18 protein-coding genes are annotated in these 21,645 nt (G+C 60.9%); 11 read left to right on the top strand and 7 right to left on the bottom strand.

Going from position 1 to position 21,645, the window contains the following annotated elements; all coding sequences use genetic code 11:
• Positions 1–195: 195 nt before the first annotated feature.
• On the bottom strand, positions 196–930 hold the full coding sequence (locus LQT98_RS16240; protein ID WP_231463551.1) for a GntR family transcriptional regulator: 735 nt from the start codon (positions 928–930) through the stop codon (positions 196–198).
• Positions 931–1,140: 210 nt separating this feature from the next.
• On the opposite strand from LQT98_RS16240, the gene LQT98_RS16235 reads away from it, so the two are divergent.
• From LQT98_RS16235 to lysS, 3 genes are all read left to right on the top strand, one after another.
• Positions 1,141–2,121 (top strand): malate dehydrogenase, encoded by a 981-nt coding sequence (locus tag LQT98_RS16235; protein WP_048411376.1) that lies wholly within the window; start codon positions 1,141–1,143, stop codon positions 2,119–2,121.
• A 116-nt stretch (positions 2,122–2,237) separates the two neighbouring features.
• Positions 2,238–3,342, top strand: a protein-coding gene (gene prfB / locus LQT98_RS16230; protein ID WP_231463557.1) for a peptide chain release factor 2 whose coding sequence is annotated in 2 segments (ribosomal slippage) — positions 2,238–2,318 and positions 2,320–3,342 — 1,104 coding nt in all. Because the reading frame shifts where the segments join, the coding sequence is not laid out codon by codon here.
• Between the two features lie 76 nt (positions 3,343–3,418).
• Entirely contained in the window at positions 3,419–4,924 is a 1,506-nt protein-coding gene (gene lysS / locus LQT98_RS16225) for a lysine--tRNA ligase (RefSeq protein ID WP_231463550.1), read from the top strand.
• A 119-nt stretch (positions 4,925–5,043) separates the two neighbouring features.
• Here lysS and LQT98_RS16220 read toward each other — a convergent pair whose 3' ends face one another.
• Positions 5,044–5,376 (bottom strand): monooxygenase, encoded by a 333-nt coding sequence (locus LQT98_RS16220; RefSeq protein WP_231463548.1) that lies wholly within the window; start codon positions 5,374–5,376, stop codon positions 5,044–5,046.
• A gap of 568 nt (positions 5,377–5,944) precedes the next feature.
• On the opposite strand from LQT98_RS16220, the gene LQT98_RS16215 reads away from it, so the two are divergent.
• Positions 5,945–6,418: a hypothetical protein gene (locus LQT98_RS16215; RefSeq protein WP_048411373.1), complete on the top strand. Its 474-nt coding sequence runs from the start codon at positions 5,945–5,947 to the stop codon at positions 6,416–6,418.
• Positions 6,419–6,566: 148 nt separating this feature from the next.
• Here the strand turns inward: LQT98_RS16215 and LQT98_RS16210 are convergent, their stop codons facing one another.
• Positions 6,567–7,556 carry an aldo/keto reductase gene (locus tag LQT98_RS16210; protein WP_231463546.1) on the bottom strand — a complete coding sequence of 330 codons (990 nt, stop codon included), beginning with the start codon at positions 7,554–7,556 and terminating at the stop codon, positions 6,567–6,569.
• Positions 7,557–7,659: 103 nt separating this feature from the next.
• Between LQT98_RS16210 and LQT98_RS16205 the strand changes: the two genes are divergently transcribed.
• The gene (locus LQT98_RS16205) at positions 7,660–8,571 is read left to right on the top strand and encodes a LysR family transcriptional regulator (protein WP_231463544.1); all 912 of its coding nucleotides are present in this window, start codon (positions 7,660–7,662) and stop codon (positions 8,569–8,571) included.
• A gap of 22 nt (positions 8,572–8,593) precedes the next feature.
• Here LQT98_RS16205 and LQT98_RS16200 read toward each other — a convergent pair whose 3' ends face one another.
• The gene (locus LQT98_RS16200) at positions 8,594–11,404 is read right to left on the bottom strand and encodes a bifunctional diguanylate cyclase/phosphodiesterase (RefSeq protein WP_048411370.1); all 2,811 of its coding nucleotides are present in this window, start codon (positions 11,402–11,404) and stop codon (positions 8,594–8,596) included.
• A gap of 244 nt (positions 11,405–11,648) precedes the next feature.
• On the opposite strand from LQT98_RS16200, the gene LQT98_RS16195 reads away from it, so the two are divergent.
• The 3 genes from LQT98_RS16195 (at position 11,649) to LQT98_RS16185 (ending at position 14,836) form a co-directional block, all read left to right on the top strand.
• Positions 11,649–12,968 carry a TRZ/ATZ family hydrolase gene (locus LQT98_RS16195; RefSeq protein WP_048411369.1) on the top strand — a complete coding sequence of 440 codons (1,320 nt, stop codon included), beginning with the start codon at positions 11,649–11,651 and terminating at the stop codon, positions 12,966–12,968.
• Between the two features lie 2 nt (positions 12,969–12,970).
• Positions 12,971–13,669, top strand: coding sequence for a bifunctional 2-polyprenyl-6-hydroxyphenol methylase/3-demethylubiquinol 3-O-methyltransferase UbiG (ubiG, locus tag LQT98_RS16190; protein ID WP_231463542.1), 699 nt, complete (start codon positions 12,971–12,973; stop codon positions 13,667–13,669).
• Between the two features lie 498 nt (positions 13,670–14,167).
• The gene (locus tag LQT98_RS16185) at positions 14,168–14,836 is read left to right on the top strand and encodes a GntR family transcriptional regulator (RefSeq protein ID WP_048411367.1); all 669 of its coding nucleotides are present in this window, start codon (positions 14,168–14,170) and stop codon (positions 14,834–14,836) included.
• Here LQT98_RS16185 and LQT98_RS16180 read toward each other — a convergent pair.
• A complete protein-coding gene (locus LQT98_RS16180; protein ID WP_231463540.1) occupies positions 14,819–15,724 on the bottom strand; it encodes a LysR family transcriptional regulator in 906 nt (301 codons plus the stop codon). The genes LQT98_RS16185 and LQT98_RS16180 overlap by 18 nt on opposite strands.
• A gap of 87 nt (positions 15,725–15,811) precedes the next feature.
• On the opposite strand from LQT98_RS16180, the gene mdtH reads away from it, so the two are divergent.
• Positions 15,812–17,014, top strand: coding sequence for a multidrug efflux MFS transporter MdtH (gene mdtH, locus LQT98_RS16175; protein WP_231463538.1), 1,203 nt, complete (start codon positions 15,812–15,814; stop codon positions 17,012–17,014).
• Between the two features lie 85 nt (positions 17,015–17,099).
• Here the strand turns inward: mdtH and LQT98_RS16170 are convergent, their stop codons facing one another.
• On the bottom strand, positions 17,100–17,303 hold the full coding sequence (locus LQT98_RS16170; protein ID WP_011137214.1) for a cold-shock protein: 204 nt from the start codon (positions 17,301–17,303) through the stop codon (positions 17,100–17,102).
• Positions 17,304–17,533: 230 nt separating this feature from the next.
• Here LQT98_RS16170 and clpS point away from each other — a divergent pair, with 230 nt between their 5' ends.
• Together clpS and clpA are read left to right on the top strand one after the other, a co-directional pair.
• The gene (gene clpS / locus LQT98_RS16165; protein WP_048411364.1) at positions 17,534–17,842 is read left to right on the top strand and encodes an ATP-dependent Clp protease adapter ClpS; all 309 of its coding nucleotides are present in this window, start codon (positions 17,534–17,536) and stop codon (positions 17,840–17,842) included.
• Entirely contained in the window at positions 17,842–20,118 is a 2,277-nt protein-coding gene (clpA, locus tag LQT98_RS16160; protein ID WP_048411363.1) for an ATP-dependent Clp protease ATP-binding subunit ClpA, read from the top strand. Before clpS ends, clpA begins: the two co-directional genes overlap by 1 nt.
• Positions 20,119–20,319: 201 nt before the next feature.
• On the opposite strand, the gene xerD is transcribed toward clpA, so the two are convergent.
• Positions 20,320–21,204, bottom strand: a complete 885-nt coding sequence (gene xerD, locus LQT98_RS16155; RefSeq protein WP_231463536.1) for a site-specific tyrosine recombinase XerD — start codon at positions 21,202–21,204, stop codon at positions 20,320–20,322.
• Between the last annotated feature and the right edge of the window lie 441 nt (positions 21,205–21,645).

Genomic DNA, 21,645 nt, shown 5'->3' with positions numbered 1-21,645 from the left:
CAGACGGTCCGCTTCGAGACCGCCCGCTTGAGGGGCTCCGTTGTTGTTATGGCTGGATGCCCATCATTACCGCTCATGCCGCACCAGGAATATCGCGGTGCAATATGACCCGGGGATTCTAGCAAAACTAGACCGGCCGCGGCCCGTTTTTTGCCGCGCGCCAGTCTGGCGATACTGCTTCAAAAGCCCGCCGCTTCAAGCTCGGCGGGCGGTATAGGCCCAATTGTGGGTCAGACAATAACGTTGCCGCCACTCCAGCGGCGCTCCATCCATGGAGCCGGAAATACGCACCAGGCTCAAAGCCGGTACCTCGGCCACCATGCCGGTCACACCCAGCAGCGCGCTCTCCTCGCGCGGCAGCATCACCGCGCGAAACTGCTCGCACAACACCTTCAGGCGGATGCCGAAACGCTGCTGCAGCGCCTGGTACACGCCGGACGAACCGCGCAGCCAGCGCGCGTCCAGTCCATCGAACTCATCCGCCGGCAGAAAGGCCTCGTCCACCGCCACCGGAATGCCGTGCCAGCGCCACAGCTGCCGAACTCTCAGTAAAGGCGCCGCGCGCCGCATCCGCAACGCCGCCGCCATATCATCGCTGGCATTGCCGCGGGAAATACCCAGAAATTCTCGCGCCAGATCATCCGGCGGCTCATTGAACAGGCCCGGCGTCAGCATCAGGCCATCGCCCCACTCGCTGGGCGCCGGCGCCACGAAAGTGCCCTTGCCCTGCTCGCGATACAGCAGGCCGTCGACCACCAGCTCGCTCAAGGCCTTGCGCACGGTGCCCTGGCTTGCGCCCAGCTCGGCGGCCAGCTCCCATTCGCTGGGCAGCGCATCATTTTCCTGCCACTCGCCATCACCGATCCTGCGTTGCAGCAACTGCCGAATCTGGCTGTACAGCGGCTGTCTACGCAGCGGTCGATCTGTCATGTTCTCTGTTGTATCACCAAACAAATCAAGCGTAAATACAAGTCTTATATAAGACATAAGACTTTGAAGCGGCTATCAGCTTTTCTGATGAGGATTACACCCCCACATTGGCTATACTCCGTGATACACTCAGCCGCACAAAAGCATTCAATGCTGCAGAGCAATATCTGCCTATCATCATTATCGGATACATCAAAGGAGAGTCCGCCAATGAAAGCTCCCGTTCGCGTTGCCGTTACCGGCGCAGCCGGCCAGATCGGCTACAGCCTGCTGTTCCGCATTGCCAGTGGCGAAATGCTCGGCAAGGACCAGCCGGTCATCCTGCAATTGCTGGACCTGCCGCAAGCCCAGACCGCGCTCAAGGGCGTGATGATGGAACTCGAAGACTGTGCCTTCCCGCTGCTGGCCGGCATGGTCGCCACCGACGATCCGAACGTTGCTTTCAAGGACGTCAAGGTCGCGCTGCTGGTGGGCGCCCGTCCGCGCAGCAAGGGCATGGAACGCAAGGACTTGCTGGAAGCCAACGGCGCCATCTTCACCGTGCAGGGCAAGGCGCTGAACGACCACGCCGCCCGCGACGTGAAAGTGCTGGTGGTGGGCAACCCGGCCAACACCAACGCCTGGATCGCGATGAAGTCCGCTCCGGACCTGAATCCGAAAAACTTCACCGCCATGTTGCGTCTTGACCACAACCGCGCGCTGTCCCAGATCGCCGCCAAGACCGGCAAGCCGGTGGCCGCCATCGAAAAGCTGGCGGTATGGGGCAACCACTCGCCGACCATGTACGCCGACTACCGCTTCGCCAGCATTGATGGCCAGCCGGTCAAGGCCATGATCAATGACGAAGCCTGGAACCGCGATGTATTCCTGCCCACCGTGGGTAAGCGCGGCGCCGCCATCATCGAAGCGCGCGGCCTGTCTTCCGCCGCCTCCGCCGCCAACGCCGCCATCGACCATGTGCATGACTGGGTGCTGGGCAGCCAGGGCAAATGGGTGACCATGGGCATTCCGTCCGACGGTTCCTACGGCATCCCGGAAGGCGTGATGTACGGCTTCCCGGTTGTATGCGAAAATGGCGAATACAAGATTGTGCAAGGTCTGGAAATCGACGAATTCAGCCGCGAGCGGATGAACTTCACCCTGGCCGAACTGGAAGAAGAGCGCGCCGCCATCGCTCACCTGTTTGGCTGATCCATCCCAAGTCTTTTCAGCAAAAGCGCACCTTACGGTGCGCTTTTTTGTCTTTGATCAAGACCCGATTTCCCGACTGCCTATATTTAACAGACTGCCATTTGGAGTTGAGCATGATTGAAGTCGAAGTACTGAACCAAATCGCGGCCAAGATAGACGACCTGGCCACCCGTGGCGCCGACATCCGGGGGTATCTTTGACTACGACGGTAAAAAAGACCGTCTGGAAGAAGTATCCCGCCTGACCGAAGACCCGGATATCTGGAATGACCCCAAGCGCGCCCAGGAACTGGGCCGCGAGCGCAAACAGCTGGAAGACGTGGTGCTGGTGATCGACGAGATCAGCGCCATGGTCGGCGATAGCGCCGAGCTGTTCGAAATGGGCCGCGCCGAAAACGACGACGACACCATCCTGGCCGTGCAGGCCGATCTGGAAACCGCCGAAGCCAAGCTCGCGCAGCTGGAATTCCGCCGGATGTTCCACGACCCGATGGACCCGAACAACTGCTTCCTGGACATCCAGGCCGGCGCCGGCGGCACCGAGGCCCAGGACTGGGCCGGCATGCTGCTGCGCATGTATATCCGCTACGCCGAACGCAAGGGCTTCAGCGTGGAAGTGCTGGAAGAGTCCGAAGGCGAAGTGGCCGGCATCACCAGCGCCACGCTGAAGATCAGCGGCGAATACGCCTATGGCCTGCTGCGCTCGGAAGTGGGCGTGCACCGCCTGGTGCGAGTGTCGCCGTTCGACTCCAACGCGCGTCGCCACACCTCCTTCTCCTCGGTCTTCGTCTATCCGGAAGTCGACGACAGCTTCGAGATCGACATCAATCCGGCCGATCTGCGCGTCGACACCTACCGCGCCTCCGGCGCTGGCGGTCAGCACATCAACAAGACCGACTCCGCCGTGCGCATCACCCACAATCCCACCGGGATCGTGGTGCAGTGCCAGAACGACCGCTCCCAGCACCGCAACCGCGACGAAGCGATGCAGATGCTGCGCGCCAAACTGTACGAGCTGGAACTGAAAAAGCGCAACGAGGCCAAGCAGGCGCTGGAAGACACCAAGACCGATGTGGGCTGGGGCCACCAGATCCGCTCCTACGTCTTCGACCAGTCCCGCATCAAGGACCTGCGCACCAGCTACGAAGTGGGCAATATCAAGGGCGTCATGGATGGCGACCTGGACGGCTTTATCGAAGCCAGCCTGAAACAGGGCGTTTGAACCTAAAACCCGCTTAACCCGGCCGCCGTCGCCCGCGCGGCGGCCAACAGCCATTGCATTGAACTACGGAGTGAACATGTCTGAACACGAGCAAGCATCGCCCAGCCAGGACGAAAACCAGATCATGGCGGAACGCCGCCAAAAGCTGAAGAGCATCCGCGAACAGCGCATCGCCTTCCCCAACGACTTCAAGCGCAGCCACTTCGCGCAAGTCCTGCAGGACGCGCACGCCGGCAAGGAAAAGGAAGCGCTGGAAGCCGAAAAGATCGAGGTTGCCGTCGCCGGCCGCATGATGTTGAAACGTGTGATGGGCAAGGCCAGCTTCGCCACGCTGCAAGACGGCAGCGGTCGCATCCAGGCCTATATCTCCAATGACGGCGTGGGTGAAGAACAACACGCCGAGTTCAAGCACTGGGACCTGGGCGACATCGTCGCCATCAAGGGCGTGCTGTTCAAGACCAAGACCGGTGAACTGACGGTGCAGGCCAGCGAAGTGCGCCTGCTGTCCAAGAACATCCGTCCGCTGCCGGAGAAATTCCACGGCATCACCGATCAGGAAACCAAGTACCGTCAGCGCTACGCCGACCTGATCATGAACGAGGACAGCCGCCAGACCTTCATCAAGCGCTCCAAGATCATCCAGAAGGTGCGCGACGTGATGGTGGGCGAAGGCTATCTGGAAGTGGAAACCCCGATGATGCACCCGATTCCGGGCGGCGCCGCGGCCAAGCCTTTCGTCACCCACCACAATGCGCTGGACATGCCCTTGTACCTGCGCATCGCACCTGAGCTGTACCTGAAGCGCCTGGTGGTCGGCGGCCTGGAGCGCGTGTTCGAGATCAACCGCAACTTCCGCAACGAGGGGATGAGCACGCGCCACAACCCCGAGTTCACCATGATCGAATTCTACGAGGCTTACAGCGACTACCAGCGCATGATGGAGATGACCGAAGCCATCATCCGCGAATGCGCGCTGGTATCCTGCGGCTCCACCACCGTCAGCTATCAAGGCAAGGAAGTGGACCTGGGCAAACCCTTCGACCGCTTCACCATCGTCGGCGCGATCAAGCACTACAACCCGCAATACAGCGACGAGCAACTGGCCGACGCGGCCTGGGTGACCGGCGAGATCAAGCGCCTGGGCGGCAAGCTGCCGCCGGCGCCTGGCCTGGGCAGCCTGCAGCTGGCGCTGTTTGAAGAGTGCGCCGAAAGCCTGCTGTGGAACCCGACCTTCATCATCGACTACCCGGTGGAAGTGTCCCCGCTGGCGCGCGGTTCCGACAGCAAGCCGGGCCTGACCGAACGCTTCGAGCTGTTCATCGTCGGCCGCGAGCACGCCAACGGCTACTCCGAGTTGAACGATCCGGAAGACCAGGCCGCGCGCTTCCTGTCCCAGGTGGCGCAGAAGGACGCCGGCGACGACGAAGCGATGCACTACGACGCCGACTACATCCGCGCGATGGAATACGGCCTGCCGCCGACCGGCGGCTGCGGCATCGGCATCGACCGCCTGGTGATGCTGCTGACCGACGCGCCGTCCATCCGCGACGTCATTCTGTTCCCGCAGATGCGTCCGGAATAAGCGCCTAAAGCCTCCGGCACGATAAAGCCGCCCGCCTTTCGGCGAGCGGCTTTTTCTTTTTCCCCTCTGCCGTACCCTGCTTTTCAAACGCAGACAAGGACCTCGGCACGAGCTCTCGGCTACTCAGCCCCAAGCGGCTCCGGCCCGCGCGCAAAGCCCGCATGGTTGAGCTCGCTGAGCGCCACGTTCACATCAAAAATCCGGCCGCTCACCTCGGAAACGCCCAAGGCCTTCAGTCTGGCGCTGTGCATGCGCAGATAAGCTTGTGCCGTTTCTTCGCTGGCAAACAGATAGATGCCGCCAGCCTCTCGCCTATCCTGATTCTCCGTCCATATTTTCCAAATGAAACCGGGCTCCTGATTGATGGATGCCGCCAGCTCCCGCAACTGGCTGCTCATGGCCTCCCCGAAAGGTCCGGAGAAATCGAAGTGGATTTGCAGAAGTTTTTGCATGAAAGCGTTTCCTGTGGGACGTAAGAACCTGTTCATAGTCTGCTGCGCATCGGAGGGATGGATAGAAATGGGCGTTGAAACCGGCTTCGAAATGCTCATGTACCGTATGTACACTCCGCTTTCTCAGCCGTTTTCACCTTGTCTCACCTTAGAACCTGTTCAAAGTCTGCTGCGCTTCGGCGATACGGCGTTGAAACCAAGCTCAAAATGCTCATGTACCACGAGTACATTCCGCTTTTTCGCTCGTTTTCGCCTTGTCTCGCCCTTGCTCGCGAGACTTTGAACAGGCTCTTAGCTCGCGAGATCGTAAACAGGTTCTTAAGAGGTGTTTGAGACCTGGGCAGCGCGCCACCTCCTCAAACAGGGGAAATGCAGGGGCTCCTCCAATGGATCATCGGGCTTTTCGCTCTCGCGCGCCGTCAAGATCGGAAAGTTTTTGCGTTTGTTTGCAAAACCCCCTTTCCCGCCAACAATATACATAATTCATCTGTTGAAATTCGCGCATGCGCAATAGTGATGGACGATATTGGCAGTACAACACTCGCTTGTACTACAAAAGGACATTGCCATGAAACGCTTATTCGTCTTCGCTGCGCTCAGCGCCTCCGCCTGGCTCAGCGCCATGCCGGCCCAGGCCGGCGTATCCATCAGTGTCGGAGAGCCCGGCTTTTACGGCCAGCTGAATATCGGCGGCTTTCCGGTGCCGGAACTGATCTCGCCGCAGCCGGTGATCATCCAGCCCGCCCCCGTGGCCATCGCGCCGATCTATCTGCGCGTGCCGCCTGGGCATATCAAGCAATGGGGCCGCTACTGCGGCCGCTACAACGCCTGTGGCCGGCCGGTCTACTTCGTCCGCGACGACTGGTACCAACGGGTCTATGTGCCGCATTACCAGGACATCCACCGCGGCCATGAACATGAGCGCGATAAGGGCCGCGACAAGAACCACGACAAGGATCGCGATCACCGCGACTGGCATGACGAGCACGACCATGGCCACGACCATGAGCGGGATCGCCAGGACTGGCGGCGCGACCACTAAGAGCCTGTTCACGATCCGCTGCGCGTCGTCGGATGTGACGGGGTGAGCGCGTCTTCAACCGCAAGGCCTTGCCTCGCCCCCGCCCCATGATCGTGGACTCGCGCCCAACCCGGCGGCGGTCCCGTCTCTGCGGCGGGGCCTCGCGCGCTCAGCGCTGCACCATGGTCATCACGGTTTCGGCATAGCGAAGCCCGCTGACCGCGTCCGGCGGAAACACCGCGTCGATAGCCGCCAACTCCGCCGGGCTCAGACTCAGCTCCAAAGCCCCCAGATTGTCATCCAGATTGCGCTGCCGGCGCGCGCCGGGTATCGCGACGATATGCTCGCCATGCGCCAACACCCAGGCCAGCGCCAATTGCGCCGGACTGCAGCCCTTGTCCGCGGCCAGCGCCTTCACCTTGTCCACCAACGCCAGATTGCGCCGGAAATTGTCGCCCTGAAAGCGCGGGCTGCCGCGCCGGTAGTCATCGGCGTCGAAATCGTCCGGGCTCCTGATCGCTCCGGTCAAGAAACCACGCCCCAGCGGGCTGTAAGCGACGAAACCGACACCCAGCTCCCGACACAAGGCCAGCGCCTGCTGCTCCGGGTCTCGTGTCCACAAGGAATACTCGCTTTGCAGCGCATGAATGGGATGGACCGCGTGCGCGCGGCGCAAGGTGTCGGGCGCGGCCTCGGACAGGCCCAGATAACGGACCTTGCCGGCGCGAACCAGCTCCGCCATCGCGCCCACGGTATCTTCTATCGGCACCTCTGGATCGACCCGGTGCTGGTAGTAGAGATCGATGACATCGACGCCCAGCCGCTTGAGACTGCCTTCGCAGCTGCTGCGCACGTATTCCGGCCGGCCGTTGACGCCGCGTGCCGCCGGATTGGCCGAGTCCATCACGATGCCGAACTTGGTCGCCAGCACCACCTCGCTACGGCGTGACTTCAGCAGCTGCGCCAGCAATTCCTCATTGCGGTAAGGGCCGTACATATCGGCGGTGTCCAGCAGATTGACGCCGCGATCCAGCGCGTGATTGAGCGTGCGCAGCGATTCGGCGTCGTCGTGCGCGCCGTAGAAAGCGCTCATGCCCATGCAGCCCAGGCCCAGCGCGGAAACGGAAGGGCCGTTACGGCCCAGCATGCGTTGCTTCATGTCAGTCATCCTTGGTGGTCGGAGAAGATGCCTGAAGCATAGACGCTTGCCTCCCACGGAAAAATGGGCTTAATCTGCATTCATTGCGTAGAAAATCTTCATAATGAGCCAAGCCTCACTGCATGCCTTGCAAGCCTTCCGCCTGATCGCCCGGCACGGCAGCTTCACCCGCGCCGCCGCGCAGCTGGAGATCAGCGCTTCGGCGCTGAGCCAGACGCTGCGCCAACTGGAAGCGCAACTGGGCGTGCGCCTGTTGAACCGCACCACTCGCCGGGTGGGTCTGACCGAAGCCGGCCAGGCGCTGCTGGCACGGGTAACACCCTTGCTGGAACAACTGGACGGCGCGCTCGACGATGCGCGCCAATGGCAGGGCCAGGCCAGCGGCACGCTGAAACTGACGCTGCCGCACACCGCTGCCGCCCTGCTGCTGTATCCGCTATTGCCGGGCTTTATGCGCGCTTATCCGCAAGTGAAGCTGGAGCTGGATGTGAACAACAGCTTGGTGGATATCGTCGCCCACGGTCTGGACGCAGGGCTGCGTTTTGGCGAAAGCCTGCAGCAGGACATGCAGGCGGTAGCGGTCAGCCCGCCCATCCGCTTTTGCGTGGTGGCCAGCCCCGGTTATCTGCAAGCCAGGGGCGTTCCCGCCCATCCGGCCCAGCTGCAGCAGCATGACTGCCTGCGCTACCGTTTCTCCGGTAGCGGCCAGGTGTATCGTTGGCAGTTCGTCGAGGCCGGCCGGCCGCTGGAGGCGGCGGTGCAAGGACCGCTGACCGCCAACGACAGCCTGGCGGCGCTGCACGTCGCGCAGGCTGGACTGGGGCTGGCGTATCTGCCACAACCCATGGCCCAGCCCTATCTGGCGGATGGCCGCCTGAACGCGGTATTGGAGGAATGGATGCCTCCGGCTGAGGCGTTTTACCTGTATTACCCGCACCATCTGCATCAGCCGGCCAAGCTGCGGGTATTCATCGACTATCTGAGACAAGCCGCCGCGGCACAGCGCGGCGGATGAGACGCATGGCGCGCGGCCGGCCTTATTCCTGCGGCAGCAGGCTGTCCTGCGCCAACAGTTTGACGAACTCGTCCGCCGGCAGCGGCCGGGCAATCAGATAGCCTTGCACGTATTCGCAGCCCTCGCGCTGCAGGAAGTGCCATTGCTCTATCGTCTCCACCCCTTCCGCCACCACTTTCATGTTCAGGTTCTTGGCCATATTGATGATGGCGCGGGCAATGGCGGTATCGTCGGCGTCGTGCGGAATGTCACGCACGAAGGAGCGGTCGATCTTCAGCTTGTCCGCCTTGAAACGCTTCAGATAGGACAAGCTGGAATAGCCGGTGCCGAAGTCGTCGATCGACAGCTTCAAGCCCATATTCTTCATATTGTCTATCGCCTGGATGGTGGCTTGCGCGTCTTCCATCACCACGCTTTCGGTCACCTCGATGTCCAGCGCATGGCCGGGCAAGCCATTGACGGCCAGCGCCGAGGTGATCTGATCCGCCAGGTCGGACTGGCGGAACTGCAGCGCGGACAGATTGATGGCCAGCGTCAGCTCCGGCAGGCCCTGGCTGCGCCAGGCCGCCAGTTGGCGCGTGGCCTCCCCTATCACCCAATTGCCGATCTGCACGATGAAGCCGCGCTCTTCCGCCACCTCGATGAAGCGCACCGGCCCCAGCACGCCCAGCGACGGATGGTTCCAGCGGATCAGCGCCTCGGCGCCGATGATGCGGCCGCTGGCCATTTCCACTTGCGGCTGGTAATGCAGCACGAATTCCTCGCGCTCCAGCGCGAAGCGCAGCTGGCTTTCAATCGCCAGGATTTCACGGGCGCGGGCATTGAGGTCGGCGGTGTAGAACTTGTAGCTGTTGCGACCGGAGGATTTGGCGTGATACATCGCCGCGTCGGCGTTACGTACCAGGGTTTCGTAATCGCGGCCGTCGTCCGGGTAGACGCTGATGCCTATCGACGGTGTGATGGTGATCACATGGTTATGCAGCTCGATGGAGGCGGAGAAGGCATCGCGGATGCGCTCCGCCGCCAGCGCCGCTTCGCCGGGATCTGAAATCACCGGCAACAATACGATGAATTCGTCGCCGCCCTGGCGCGCCAGCATCTCGCCCGGCCCCAATACCCCCTTGATGCGATCCGCCGCCACTTGCAGCAGGGTGTCGCCAGCGGTATGGCCCAGCGACTCGTTGACGGTCTTGAAGCGGTCCAGGTCCAGCAGCAGCAAGGCCAGCCGCTCATTATCGCGGCCGGCGTTGTGGATCGCCAGTTCCACCCGGTCCTGCATGTGCACGCGGTTGGGCAGGCTGGTCAGCACGTCGAAATGCGCGAGGAACTGGATACGTTCGTCGGCGGCCTTGCGTTCGGTCAGATCGCTGAAGATGGCCACGTAATGGGTGACTTCACCCAGGCTGTTGCGCACCGCATTGATCGCCAGCCACTCGGGGAACACTTCGCCGTTCTTGCGGCGGTTCCACAATTCGCCCTGCCAGGAGCCGTGGTCGGCGATCGATTGCCACATCTGCTCATAAAACGGCTGGTCGTGACGGCCGGAGGACAAGACGCTGGTCTTTTGCCCCAATACCTCGTGCTGGGTGTAGCCGGTGATTTCGGTGAAGGCGCGGTTGACGCTGCGGATGCGCTTGTCGGCATCGGTGATCATGATGCCTTCCACGGTGTTCTCGAACACCTTGGCCGCCAGTTGCACCCTCTCCTCCGCCGCGCGCTTCTCGGAGATGTCACGCACCATGCGCCATACCGCATTGATGCGGCCGAAGGCGTCGCGCATCGCCACGGTCTTGACGCTGACCGGCACCGGATTGCCGAAGCGGTTGATGTAAGTGGCCTCGAACTCGTCGCAATAGCCGAAGCGCAGCACCTTGTTGTCCAGATTGAAGCGCTCCAGCGCCTCGCTCTCCTGTCCCACCAGGGTCCAGAAATTCTGTAGCTTGAGCTGGTCCAGGCTATAGCACATCAGATTGAGGAAGGCCGGATTGGCGTCTATCACCTGGCCGTCCAAGGAACTGATCACGATGCCATCGAGGTTGGACCAGAACAACTCGCGGTATTTGTTCTCGGAACGGCGCAGCGCGTCCTCCACCTCGCGACGGCGGGAAATGTCCGCCTCCAGCGCCAGGGTCTTGGCGCGCAATTCGTCCAGCAAGCGCTTGAGCTCGGCGCGCGTCCATTCCAGGTGCTTGCCGAGGTGGCCGATCTCGTCGCGGCGCTGCCATTCGAACGGCCGGTCCAGCTTCAACTCCGCCAGCAGCCGCGCCTGCTCGGTCAGCGCCTTCATCGGGCTGAGGAAGCGCGAATGCAGAATGCTCATGATCAGCAGGATGGACAACACCAGCTGCGCCACCAGAATCATCAAGATGTTCTTGATCTGATTATTCAGCGCGATCGCGAGGTGTTCATTGTCGAATTCCAGCGTCACCTGGCCGATTTCCTCGCCGCGGTAAATCACCGGCTTTTCCACGAAGGACACGCTGCCGATGCGGCGCTCGGCGCGCACCGATGACAGGAAGATCTGATTGGACTGGGTATCGGTGACGCGGATGGACACCACGCGGGCATCTTCCATCACCGAGGCGATCAGCGGATTGCCGGCCTGGCGGCTCAGATTCCACAAGGGCTCCTGCATGCCCAGCGCCACGATGTCCAGCAAGCGCTTCTGGTCGGTTTCCAATTGCGCGGTCAGCGCGTCCCGTTGAATATTGAAGCTCAGATAGCTAATGATGGACGCGGGAATCAGCAAGCCCAGCACCACGGCGATGAGAAAGACAGCCCTAAGGGAAAGGCCGGTACTGGCTGTGGATTTATCGTCAGCGTGGTGTGCCATGTTTGCGTTTATTATCGCTCGCCATTAGCCGCAGGCAATTTGAGCCCATGCGTCAGTTGTTCATATTTTCAAAAGTATACACCGGATAATCACCGCAAAATGCTGGAATATTCACTAGTCATCGCGATGTCAAGCCCGGTTGAAACAAGCCTTGCGTCTGCCTTGCGCGACGGCTTGCATCATTGCCTTGCCATTAGCCTCGGCCTACAATCCACCACACTTCAAATCGCGCCAGGATTGCCCCATGTCCCAGTCCCGTTATGACAAAATTATCACCGCCCGCTGGATTATCACTGTAGAGAAAGATGGTGAAATCCTGGAAAACCACGCCATTGCTTTGAAGGATGGCAGGATTGCCGCGATTATTCCAGCTAACCAAGCCAGCGCGCTGGAAGCGGATCAGCGCGTGGACTTGCCCAATCATGTGCTGATGCCGGGCCTGATCAATCTGCATGGCCACTCCGCGATGACGCTGTTGCGCGGCATGGCCGACGACAAGGCGTTGATGGACTGGCTGACCAACCATATCTGGCCGGCCGAGGGCAAGCACGTGCGTGACGACTTCGTGTTCGACGGCGCGCTGCTGGCAATGGGGGAAATGATCCGCTGCGGCACCACCACCATCAATGATATGTACTTCTATCATGGCGCGATGGCGCGTGCCGGCCTGGCCTCCGGCATGCGTACCTTCGTCGGCTGTTCCATCCTGGAGTTCCCCACCAACTACGCCAGCAATGCCGACGACTACATCAGCAAATCACTGGCCGAGCGCCGCCAATTCCTGGGCGAGGAGCTGATCACCTTCACGCTGGCGCCGCACGCGCCCTATACCGTATCGGACGACACCTTCGCCAAGGTGGTGACGCTGGCGGAACAGGAAGACATGCTGATCCACTGCCACATCCACGAAACCGCGGACGAGGTCGGCAACAGCGTCAAGGAACACCATCAGCGCCCGCTGGCGCGCCTGCAGCAACTGGGCCTGCTGTCGCCGCGGCTGGTGGCCGCCCACATGGTGCACCTGAACGATGAGGAAATCGAACTGGTGGCCAAGCATGGCGTGTCGGTGGCGCATAACCCGTCGTCCAATATGAAGCTGGCCTCCGGCATCGCTCCCATTCCCAAGATGCTGCAAGCCGGCATCGCCGTGGGCATAGGCACCGACGGCGCCGCCTCCAACAACAAGCTGGACATGCTGGCGGAAACCCGCCTGGCTGCGCTGCTGGCCAAAGTGGGCACGCTGGACCCCACCTCGGTGCCGGCGGCCACCGCCATCCGCATGGCCACCCTCAACGGCGCGCGCGCGCTGGGCATCGACGACAAGGTCGGCTCCATCGTCGCCGGCAAGCAGGCGGACCTGATCGCCATCGATCTGTCCGCCATCGAAACCGCGCCGGCCTTCGACCCCATCTCCCACGTGGTGTACGCGGCAGGCCGCGAACAAGTCAGCCATGTCTGGGTCAAAGGCCAGGCCCTCTTGGAACAACGCCAACTCAAGACCCTGGACGAAGCCGCGCTCAAGGCCCGCGCCGAAGACTGGCGTCACCGCATCCTGGCTAAATAATCATGATCAATGTAGACGAAACCGAAATCGATAAATTCAGCCAGCTGGCGCACAAATGGTGGGATATGAGCGGCGAATTCAAGCCGCTGCATGAAATCAACCCGCTGCGTCTGGACTTCATCGACAGCCGCGCCGCCATCGCCGGCAAGCAAGTGCTGGACGTGGGCTGCGGCGGCGGCATCCTGGCGGAAAGTATGGCCGTGCGCGGCGCCGGCGTCACCGGCATCGATCTGGCCAAGAAGTCGCTGAAAGTGGCGCAATTGCACAGCCTGGAATCCGGCGTGACGGTGGATTACCGCTGTGTGGCGGTGGAAGAGCTGGCGGCGGAAGCGCCGGCCAGCTTCGACGTGGTCACCTGCATGGAAATGCTGGAACACGTGCCGGACCCGCAAAGCGTGGTGCGCAGCTGCGCCAGCCTGGTGAAGCCTGGCGGCTGGGTGTTCTTCTCCACCTTGAACCGCAACGCCAAATCCTACTTGCTGGCGGTGATAGGCGCCGAATACGTGCTGAACATGCTGCCGCGAGGCACCCATGAATATGCGCGCTTCCTCAAGCCCTCCGAATTGTCGCGCATGGCCCGCAACGCCGGCCTGGAACTGGAAACGGTCTGCGGCATGGGCTACAACCCGTTGACGCGCATCTACGCGCTGGGCGAGGACACCGACGTCAATTATCTGATGGCCTGCCGCCGCCCCGAATAAACCGCAAGAAAAAAGGCCTTCGCCAATGGCGAAGGCCTGAATCACACTCCCGGTTCCACACCGGACACAACCCGCTTGAGTTCGCGAATGCCGCGCCTGCTCCCAGCGCCCCGCCGGATGACCCGCTTGGCGGCGTGAACGGCTTGCGCCTTTCATCACCTGCGAGCTGCTGTTCCAGCGCGGACCAGCGCCTGCCGGCTCCGCAAGACGACGCCGCGAAAACCCGCCGCCGCCTTTTGCTTATTTGAGATAGCCCCTCTCGTGTCAGCCATTTAAAACAAGCGTTTTAATCGTATGATTGATATGATGAATGCGCAAGTAAAAACTTCCCGATGCCCGATATGTGCGGCAAGTTGACAACAGTTTGCGCCGAAGTTATTGATAATGTTTTGACTATAACAATCTGTCGGACAAACTACTGCCAGACAAACATCACGGTTTGATTGCCGCCCGATATCAAACATAGGAAAATAATAATATTCTATTCCGGAGAGCAAGATGACGTTCAAGGCGAACGACTCACTGACTGAACAAATCGCCCAATACCTGGGCAAACAAATCATACAAGGTACGATGCAAGCCGGAGAGCGCATCCAGGAATTGCGCATTGCGTCGGAACTGGAAGTCAGCCGCGGGTCCGTGCGCGAAGCTTTGCTGATCCTGCAACGCCGCCACCTGGTGGAGATTTTCCCGCGCCGCGGCGCGGTGGTGTCCAGCATCACCGGCGACGATGTGCGCCACTTCTTCGAACTCTGGTTCCTGCTGCTGGACCAGGCGGTCTGTAATCTCGCCACCTCCTGGCAAAACGACGACCTGGCCCACTTCTTCGAAGTCACCACCCAGTTGGCCGAATGCAACCGCCGCGATGATCTGCAAGGCTTTTACGAACACGGCGTCGACTTTCTCGACACCTTGTACCGCTATGCCGGCAATCGCTATCTGGAGAGCACGCTGAAGGATCTGCTGCCGCTGACTCAGCGCTGCCTGTTCGCCATTCTGCGCGCCGGCAAAAGCCAGATGGACCAGACCCAGCAGTTCCTGGAAAACCTGCTCAAGACCATCATCGCCCGCGACACCGCCAAACTGCGCCAGATGGTGGCGGCCTTCGGCCAGCAATACAGCTTGCTGGCACAAGGCGCCGCCGAATCGCTAAGCGGCCGCCATTGACGCCCAGCGCTCTGCCAGCGCCCGGGCGGCTCGCAGCACCAATTCCTTGCCTGCATCCCGCCGTTTGCCGGTCCGCCATGCCATGGTGACCTCCCACTGCCAGGCCGGCAGATCGGCAATCCTCACCCTGCGCAGCACACCCTCGGCCAGATCGGACTGAATAGACAACTCCGGCAGGAAACACAGAAAGCCATGGCGCATGGCCAGCTCCCTGGCCGCCGACGCCGGCTGTACCGCATGAATGGGCTGCGCCACCGTGCGCGCCAGCCGCAGCCGGCGTATCAACTCATCACACTCCACGCCCCAGTATTGAGGCGCAATCCGGTAAGACGCCACTTCCTCCAGGCGCAGCGGCTGTTCCTTCTCCGCCAGCGGATGCCCGGCGGCCACCACTGCCACGATGGGCGAACGCCATAGTGTTTCCATCTGTATGCCCGCCATCGCCGGGCAGCGCAGCACAAAACCGACCTGCACCAGGCCGGACAACAGATTCTGCATGATCTGCTGCGAGTGATCGGTATCACAGCGGATTTCCAGCGGCGCCTCCGCCAGCGCCAGCAACAGCGGGCCGAACACCGATGAAGTCAGCGACGGCAAACAGGATAAGCGCAAGCAAGGCAGGGCCGGCGTGCCTTGCAGGATTTCCCGCCCCTGTTCCAAGGCCGACACCGCTTGCCGCGCCGATGGTAGAAAGGCCAGGCAGGCCGCGGTCGGCTCCGCGCCGCGGCGATGGCGCTGGAACAAGCCGATATTCAACTCCTGCTCAAGTTGCTGCACCCGCTGGCTGACCTGGGGCTGCGACCAGCCGCGCTTGGCCGCGGCCTGACTGAAGCTGCCAAGCTCGGCGATATCAAGCAACAGGCACAAATCGGCAAAAGAAATAGACATAATGAAATCCAATATTAACTATTACGGATTAGTCTCTTACACAATATCAGGGCGCCTCATAGAATGACATGAAAATAAGGAGATTTCATGGCGCTGCTAAAGCGGGCCCGGACCTTGGGCAAGGGCTTCATCCTGCTGGACAACCTGATTGTGGTATTTGGATTCTTCATGGTATTCCCGCTGATCAGCCTGCATTTCGTCGATCAATTGGGGTGGAGCGCCGCCGCGGTGGGCCTGGGTCTGGGCCTGCGACAATTCACCCAGCAAGGGCTGGGACTATTTGGAGGCTCGCTGGCCGATCGCTTCGGCGCCAAGCCGCTGATCGTCGCCGGCATGTTGATGCGCGCAGCCGGCTTCGCCACCATGGCGCTGGCGGACACACCCTGGCAATTGTGGCTGTCCTGCCTGCTGTCCGGCCTGGGCGGCACTCTATTCGATCCGCCGCGCTCCGCCCTGGTGGCCAAGCTGACCCGCCCGCGCGAACGCAGCCGCTTCTACTCGCTGCTGCTGATGCAGGACAGCGCCGGCGCGGTGGGCGGCGCCTTGTTTGGTTCCTGGCTGCTACAGTTTGATTTCCGCTGGGTGGGACTGGGCGGCGCGGTGGTGTTTCTGGCGGCGGCAGCAGCGAACGCCTGGCTGCTGCCCGCCTATCGGGTGGCTACTCGTCGCGCACCGGCATGGAACGCAATCCGCCTGGTGCTGGGCGACCGCCGCTTCCTCAAGCTGGTGCTCACCCTCAGCGGCTATTATCTGCTCAGCGTGCAGATCATGCTGCTGGTGCCCATCGCCATCAAGCACCTGACCGGCTCCGCGCAAGCCGTTGGCTGGATGTATGGGCTGGAAACCTTGCTGTCCTTGACCCTGCTCTACCCGCTGGCGCGCATAGGCGAGCGCCATTTCCGCCTGGAAACCCGGGTACTGGCCGGTCTTGCGCTGATGAGCCTGAGCCTGGCCTGCATGGCCGTGGTGCGGCAGCCCGCGTCCGCCTTCCTCGTCCTTGGGGTCTTTTTCCTCGGCACCATCATCACCGAGCCGGCGCGCGAAACCCTGGTGGCCAGCCTGGCGAAACCGGACGCGCGCGCCAGCTATATGGGCGCCAGCCGGCTGGGACTGGCCCTGGGTGGCGGCATCGGCTTTTTCGCCGGCGGCTGGCTGTACGACTTCGCCCAGCGCCAGCAGCAAGCCGGCTTGCCCTGGCTGCTGCTCTCCATCATCGGCGCCATCACTTTCATCGCCTTGGCGCGCCAGTTCGGCGTCTCCATGCCGCAGGCGGCCAAGCAAGCGGCCTGACAACAACAAAAGCCCGCCGGATGGCGGGCTTTTCATCAATCAGCTGGGCTGTTTGCCTTGCGGCAAGCAGACAGTAAAACCGGTATTACGCGTTCTGAATATTAGACGCTTGCTTACCCTTCGGACCGGACACCACTTCAAAGCTTACACGTTGACCCTCTTTCAGGGTTTTGAAGCCTTGCATGTTGATGGCCGAGAAGTGAGCGAACAAGTCTTCGCCGCCTTCGTCCGGAGTGATGAAACCAAAGCCCTTAGCGTCATTGAACCACTTAACGGTACCAAATGCCATTCTTACTTCCTTGCAAAAAAAGGCTGGTGAAGCCGACCAACTTAGAGCTTAATAGAGCTGTCGGGCCTGCCAAGCGCAAAAAAATGCCAAACAGTTAAGCCAAGCACCAGCTGCATTTCTACGCAAGCCGCAGCGCATCGTCAAGTGATAGAGGAAAAGTGCCAGTCCCCTTGAAAAAAACTCTTGGGGAACCCAAATTGAAGTAAGACGCAGATTCCACGAAAGCCGACATGTCTACGCAGTTCAAGGACGATGCCATACAAGAGGCGTCCCGGGTAAAGGACACACCGCCCGCGATGTATAAGGTCTTGTTATTGAACGATGATTTCACCCCTATGGATTTTGTGATCCAGGTCTTGCAGCAGTTCTTCCATATGAACCGCGAAAAGGCCACCCACATCATGCTGCAAGTCCACACGCAAGGTCACGGCGTGTGTGGCGTTTATACCAAAGACGTGGCTGCAACAAAGGTCGAGCAGGTGTTGCAATATGCGAAAGCACACCAGCATCCGCTCCAGTGCGTTATGGAGGAAAACTGATGATTGCCCAGGAGCTTGAAGTAAGCCTGCACATGGCGTTCATGGACGCAAGGCGCAAGCGCCACGAGTTCATCAGCGTGGAGCATCTGTTACTCGCGATGACCGATAACCCGTCGGCCGCCGAAGTACTGCGCGCATGTGGAGCCAATATCGACCAACTGAAAAAACAGTTGGGCGACTTCATCGATGAGCACACCCCCACCGTGCCAGGGGAGGCAGAGGTGGAGACTCAGCCCACGCTAGGATTCCAGCGCGTGATACAGCGCGCCATCCTGCACGTGCAGTCTTCCGGCAAGAAGGAAGTCACCGGAGCCAATATCCTGGTGGCCATCTTCGGCGAGAAGGATTCCCACGCGGTCTACTACCTGCATCAGCAAGGCATTTCGCGGCTGGATGTGGTCAACTTCATCTCCCACGGGATCACCAAGCAGCGCTCGCAGCAGCCGCCGCAGGAACCCCGCGACAGCAATAACGAGGCGGAGAGCGAAGAGCAGGCCACCGGTCCGGGCGGGGCGCTGGAGAACTACACCCAGAACCTCAACCAACAGGCGCGCGACGGCAGGATAGACCCGCTGATCGGCCGCGAGCCCGAACTGGAGCGCACGGTGCAGATTCTCTGCCGCCGCCGCAAGAACAACCCGCTGCTGGTCGGCGAGGCCGGCGTGGGCAAGACCGCCATCGCCGAAGGACTGGCGCGCCGCATCGTCAACGGCGAAGTGCCGGAAATCCTGGCCAAGTCCACCGTCTACGCGCTGGACATGGGCGCGCTGCTGGCCGGCACCAAGTATCGCGGCGATTTCGAACAGCGGCTGAAAGCGGTGATCAAGCAACTGACCGAGGACAGCAACGCCATCCTGTTCATCGACGAAATCCACACCCTGATCGGCGCCGGCGCGGCCTCCGGCGGCACGCTGGACGCGTCCAATCTGCTGAAGCCGGCGCTGTCCAACGGCAGCCTGCGCTGTATCGGGGCGACCACCTACAACGAATACCGCAGCATCTTCGAGAAGGACAACGCGCTATCGCGCCGCTTCCAGAAGATAGACGTCAACGAGCCAACGGTGGAACAGACCGTGGAGATCCTCAAGGGGCTGAAATCGCGCTTCGAGGCCCACCACGGCGTCAAGTACACGCAGTCGGCGCTGTCCACCGCGGCCGAACTATCCGCGCGCTTCATCAACGACCGCCACCTGCCGGACAAGGCCATCGACGTGATTGACGAAGCCGGCGCGGCGCAGAAGATTCTGCCCAAGTCCAAGCAGAAAAAGGTGATCAACAAGACCGAGATCGAGGACATCGTCGCCAAGATCGCGCGGATTCCGCCCAAGACCGTGTCCTCCGACGACAAGAACGTGCTGAAGAACCTGGAGCGCGATCTGAAAAACGTGGTGTTCGGTCAGGAAAAAGCCATCGAAGGGCTGGCCAGCGCCATCAAGATGACACGTTCCGGCCTGGGCAATCCGCAAAAGCCGATCGGTTCCTTCCTGTTCTCCGGCCCCACCGGCGTCGGCAAGACCGAAGTGGCGCGCCAGTTGGCCTACATCCTGGGCGTGGAGTTGATCCGCTTCGACATGTCCGAGTACATGGAACGGCACGCGGTGTCGCGACTGATCGGCGCGCCTCCGGGCTATGTGGGCTTCGAACAGGGCGGCCAGCTGACCGAGGCGGTCAACAAGCATCCGTACGCGGTGGTGTTGCTGGATGAGATCGAGAAAGCCCATCCGGACATCTACAACGTGCTGTTGCAGGTGATGGACCACGGCACGCTGACCGACAACAACGGCCGCAAAGCGGACTTCCGCAATGTGGTGATCATCATGACCACCAACGCGGGCGCCGAGTCGCTGTCCAAACCGACGCTGGGCTTCACCCAGACCAAGGTGACCGGCGACGAGATGGGCGACATCAAGAAACTGTTCAGCCCGGAATTCCGCAACCGCCTGGATGCCATCATCCCGTTCAAGATGCTGGACGAGCAGATCATCCTGCAGGTGGTGGACAAGTTCCTGATGCAGCTGGAGCAGCAACTGGCGGAGAAGCGGGTGGACATCCACTTCACCGACGAGCTGCGCCGCTACTTGGCGAAGAACGGCTTCGACCCGCTGATGGGCGCCCGGCCGATGGCGCGCCTGATTCAGGACACCTTGCGCAAGGCGCTGGCGGACGAGTTGCTGTTCGGCCGCCTGGTCACCGGCGGCGATGTCACCATCACCGTGATCGACGACAAGGTGGAACTACAGTTCGATCATCAGGCGCTGGCGCCCGAACCGGCCTGACACTCGTCTTGTCATCCATGACGCCCGCGCAAGCGGGCGTTTTTCTTTCTCGTTCTCAGAGCCTGTTTACGATCTCGCGAGCTAGGACAAGACAAGGCGAAAAAGAGCGAAAAAGTGGAATGTACTCGTGACACATGAGCATTTTGAGTTCGTACTCACCGTTCAACGCTTCACGAAGCGCAACAGACTTTGAGCAGCTTCTCAGCCACGCGGATGGTGTTTGGCGTGCAGCTGCTTCAGCCGCTCGCGCGCGACGTGGGTATAAATCTGGGTCGTGGAAATATCCGAATGCCCGAGCAGCAATTGCACCACACGTAAATCGGCTCCGTGGTTGACCAGATGGGTGGCGAAGGCATGGCGCAACACGTGAGGGCTCACCGCAGGCAAACCCTGACGCTTGGCGTATTGCGAGATCAGATACCAGGCCATCTGCCGCGTCATGCCAGCCTTGCGCTGGGTCACGAACACCATGTCGCACACCGCTCCCGCCAGCAACAGCGGCCTGGCCTCCGCCAGATAGCGCTGCAGCCATTCCTGAGCCAATTCACCCAGCGGCACCAACCTCTCCTTATTGCCCTTGCCCATGGTCTTGACCAGGCCATCCAGCAGATTGAGCTGTTGCAGTGTCAGCCCCACCAATTCCGACACCCGCAGACCGCTGGCGTACAACACCTCAAGCATCGCCCGGTCGCGCAGCCCCAGCGGCGTACCCACATCCGGCGCGGCCAACAGCGCCTCCACATGCCGCTCGGACAGCGACTTGGGCAAGCGCAGCCCCAGCTTGGGCGCACGCAAGCGGGCGCAGGGATCATCGTCGCGCAGCCTGGCTTGCGCCAGGTACTGGTAAAAACGCTTCATCGCCGACACCATACGCGCCCGAGTGGCCGGCTTTTCGCTATCCACGCCCAGCAACAAGGCCTGCTCCAGTTGCTCCAGATTGGCCTCTACCATGCGCGCGCCGCCAGCCTCCAGCCGAGCAGCCAGCTTGTCGAGGTCGCGCCGATAGGCGGACAAGGTGTTCTTGGACAAGCCGTCACTAAGCCATAGCTGATCCAGGAATCCGTCTATGGCATCCCTCGCCGCCATCCTCTCCTCGCTTATCGCTTCTCTCTCCATCATCACCAGATAATACCCACGTCATTAATGCCAGTTGCGGCAGCATGCAACTCTTAACGCCGTCCACGCCAATTTGCAATCCATTTCTACGCCGACTTGAAAAACAAGCATTTACTTCTCCCAATCCGGCGCACTTCAACGCGAACTTATTGCACCGCAAAAATCATATTGAATAAACAGATACACTTAAAACATCATTTGTCATATTATCCCGCCAAAATTAAATCAACAAAGAAGCCCTTCGCGGCCTAGCGGCTGATCGTGAAGCGCTTCCAGGAACCTGTTCGCCAGCTTGCGAGCAAGAGCGAGACAAGGCGAAAACGAGCGAGAAAGCGGAATGTACAAGTGGTACATGAGCATTTTGAGCTTGTTTTTAACGCCGTATCGCCGAAGCGCAGCAGACTTTGAACA

It is taken from the genome of Chromobacterium aquaticum, from assembly GCF_021129195.1.
Classification (GTDB): Bacteria; Pseudomonadota; Gammaproteobacteria; order Burkholderiales; family Chromobacteriaceae; genus Chromobacterium; species Chromobacterium aquaticum.
Note: the sequence above shows the minus strand (reverse complement) of the source record. Positions and strands in the feature narration are given on the sequence as shown.

Coding starts and splice junctions, on each gene's coding strand:
- LQT98_RS16240 (WP_231463551.1), bottom strand. CDS start 930: ATGACAGATCGACCGCTGCGTAGACAGCCGCTGTACAGCCAGATTCGG.
- LQT98_RS16235 (WP_048411376.1), top strand. CDS start 1,141: ATGAAAGCTCCCGTTCGCGTTGCCGTTACCGGCGCAGCCGGCCAGATC.
- lysS (WP_231463550.1), top strand. CDS start 3,419: ATGTCTGAACACGAGCAAGCATCGCCCAGCCAGGACGAAAACCAGATC.
- LQT98_RS16220 (WP_231463548.1), bottom strand. CDS start 5,376: ATGCAAAAACTTCTGCAAATCCACTTCGATTTCTCCGGACCTTTCGGG.
- LQT98_RS16215 (WP_048411373.1), top strand. CDS start 5,945: ATGAAACGCTTATTCGTCTTCGCTGCGCTCAGCGCCTCCGCCTGGCTC.
- LQT98_RS16210 (WP_231463546.1), bottom strand. CDS start 7,556: ATGAAGCAACGCATGCTGGGCCGTAACGGCCCTTCCGTTTCCGCGCTG.
- LQT98_RS16205 (WP_231463544.1), top strand. CDS start 7,660: ATGAGCCAAGCCTCACTGCATGCCTTGCAAGCCTTCCGCCTGATCGCC.
- LQT98_RS16200 (WP_048411370.1), bottom strand. CDS start 11,404: ATGGCACACCACGCTGACGATAAATCCACAGCCAGTACCGGCCTTTCC.
- LQT98_RS16195 (WP_048411369.1), top strand. CDS start 11,649: ATGTCCCAGTCCCGTTATGACAAAATTATCACCGCCCGCTGGATTATC.
- ubiG (WP_231463542.1), top strand. CDS start 12,971: ATGATCAATGTAGACGAAACCGAAATCGATAAATTCAGCCAGCTGGCG.
- LQT98_RS16185 (WP_048411367.1), top strand. CDS start 14,168: ATGACGTTCAAGGCGAACGACTCACTGACTGAACAAATCGCCCAATAC.
- LQT98_RS16180 (WP_231463540.1), bottom strand. CDS start 15,724: ATGTCTATTTCTTTTGCCGATTTGTGCCTGTTGCTTGATATCGCCGAG.
- mdtH (WP_231463538.1), top strand. CDS start 15,812: ATGGCGCTGCTAAAGCGGGCCCGGACCTTGGGCAAGGGCTTCATCCTG.
- LQT98_RS16170 (WP_011137214.1), bottom strand. CDS start 17,303: ATGGCATTTGGTACCGTTAAGTGGTTCAATGACGCTAAGGGCTTTGGT.
- clpS (WP_048411364.1), top strand. CDS start 17,534: ATGTCTACGCAGTTCAAGGACGATGCCATACAAGAGGCGTCCCGGGTA.
- clpA (WP_048411363.1), top strand. CDS start 17,842: ATGATTGCCCAGGAGCTTGAAGTAAGCCTGCACATGGCGTTCATGGAC.
- xerD (WP_231463536.1), bottom strand. CDS start 21,204: ATGGCGGCGAGGGATGCCATAGACGGATTCCTGGATCAGCTATGGCTT.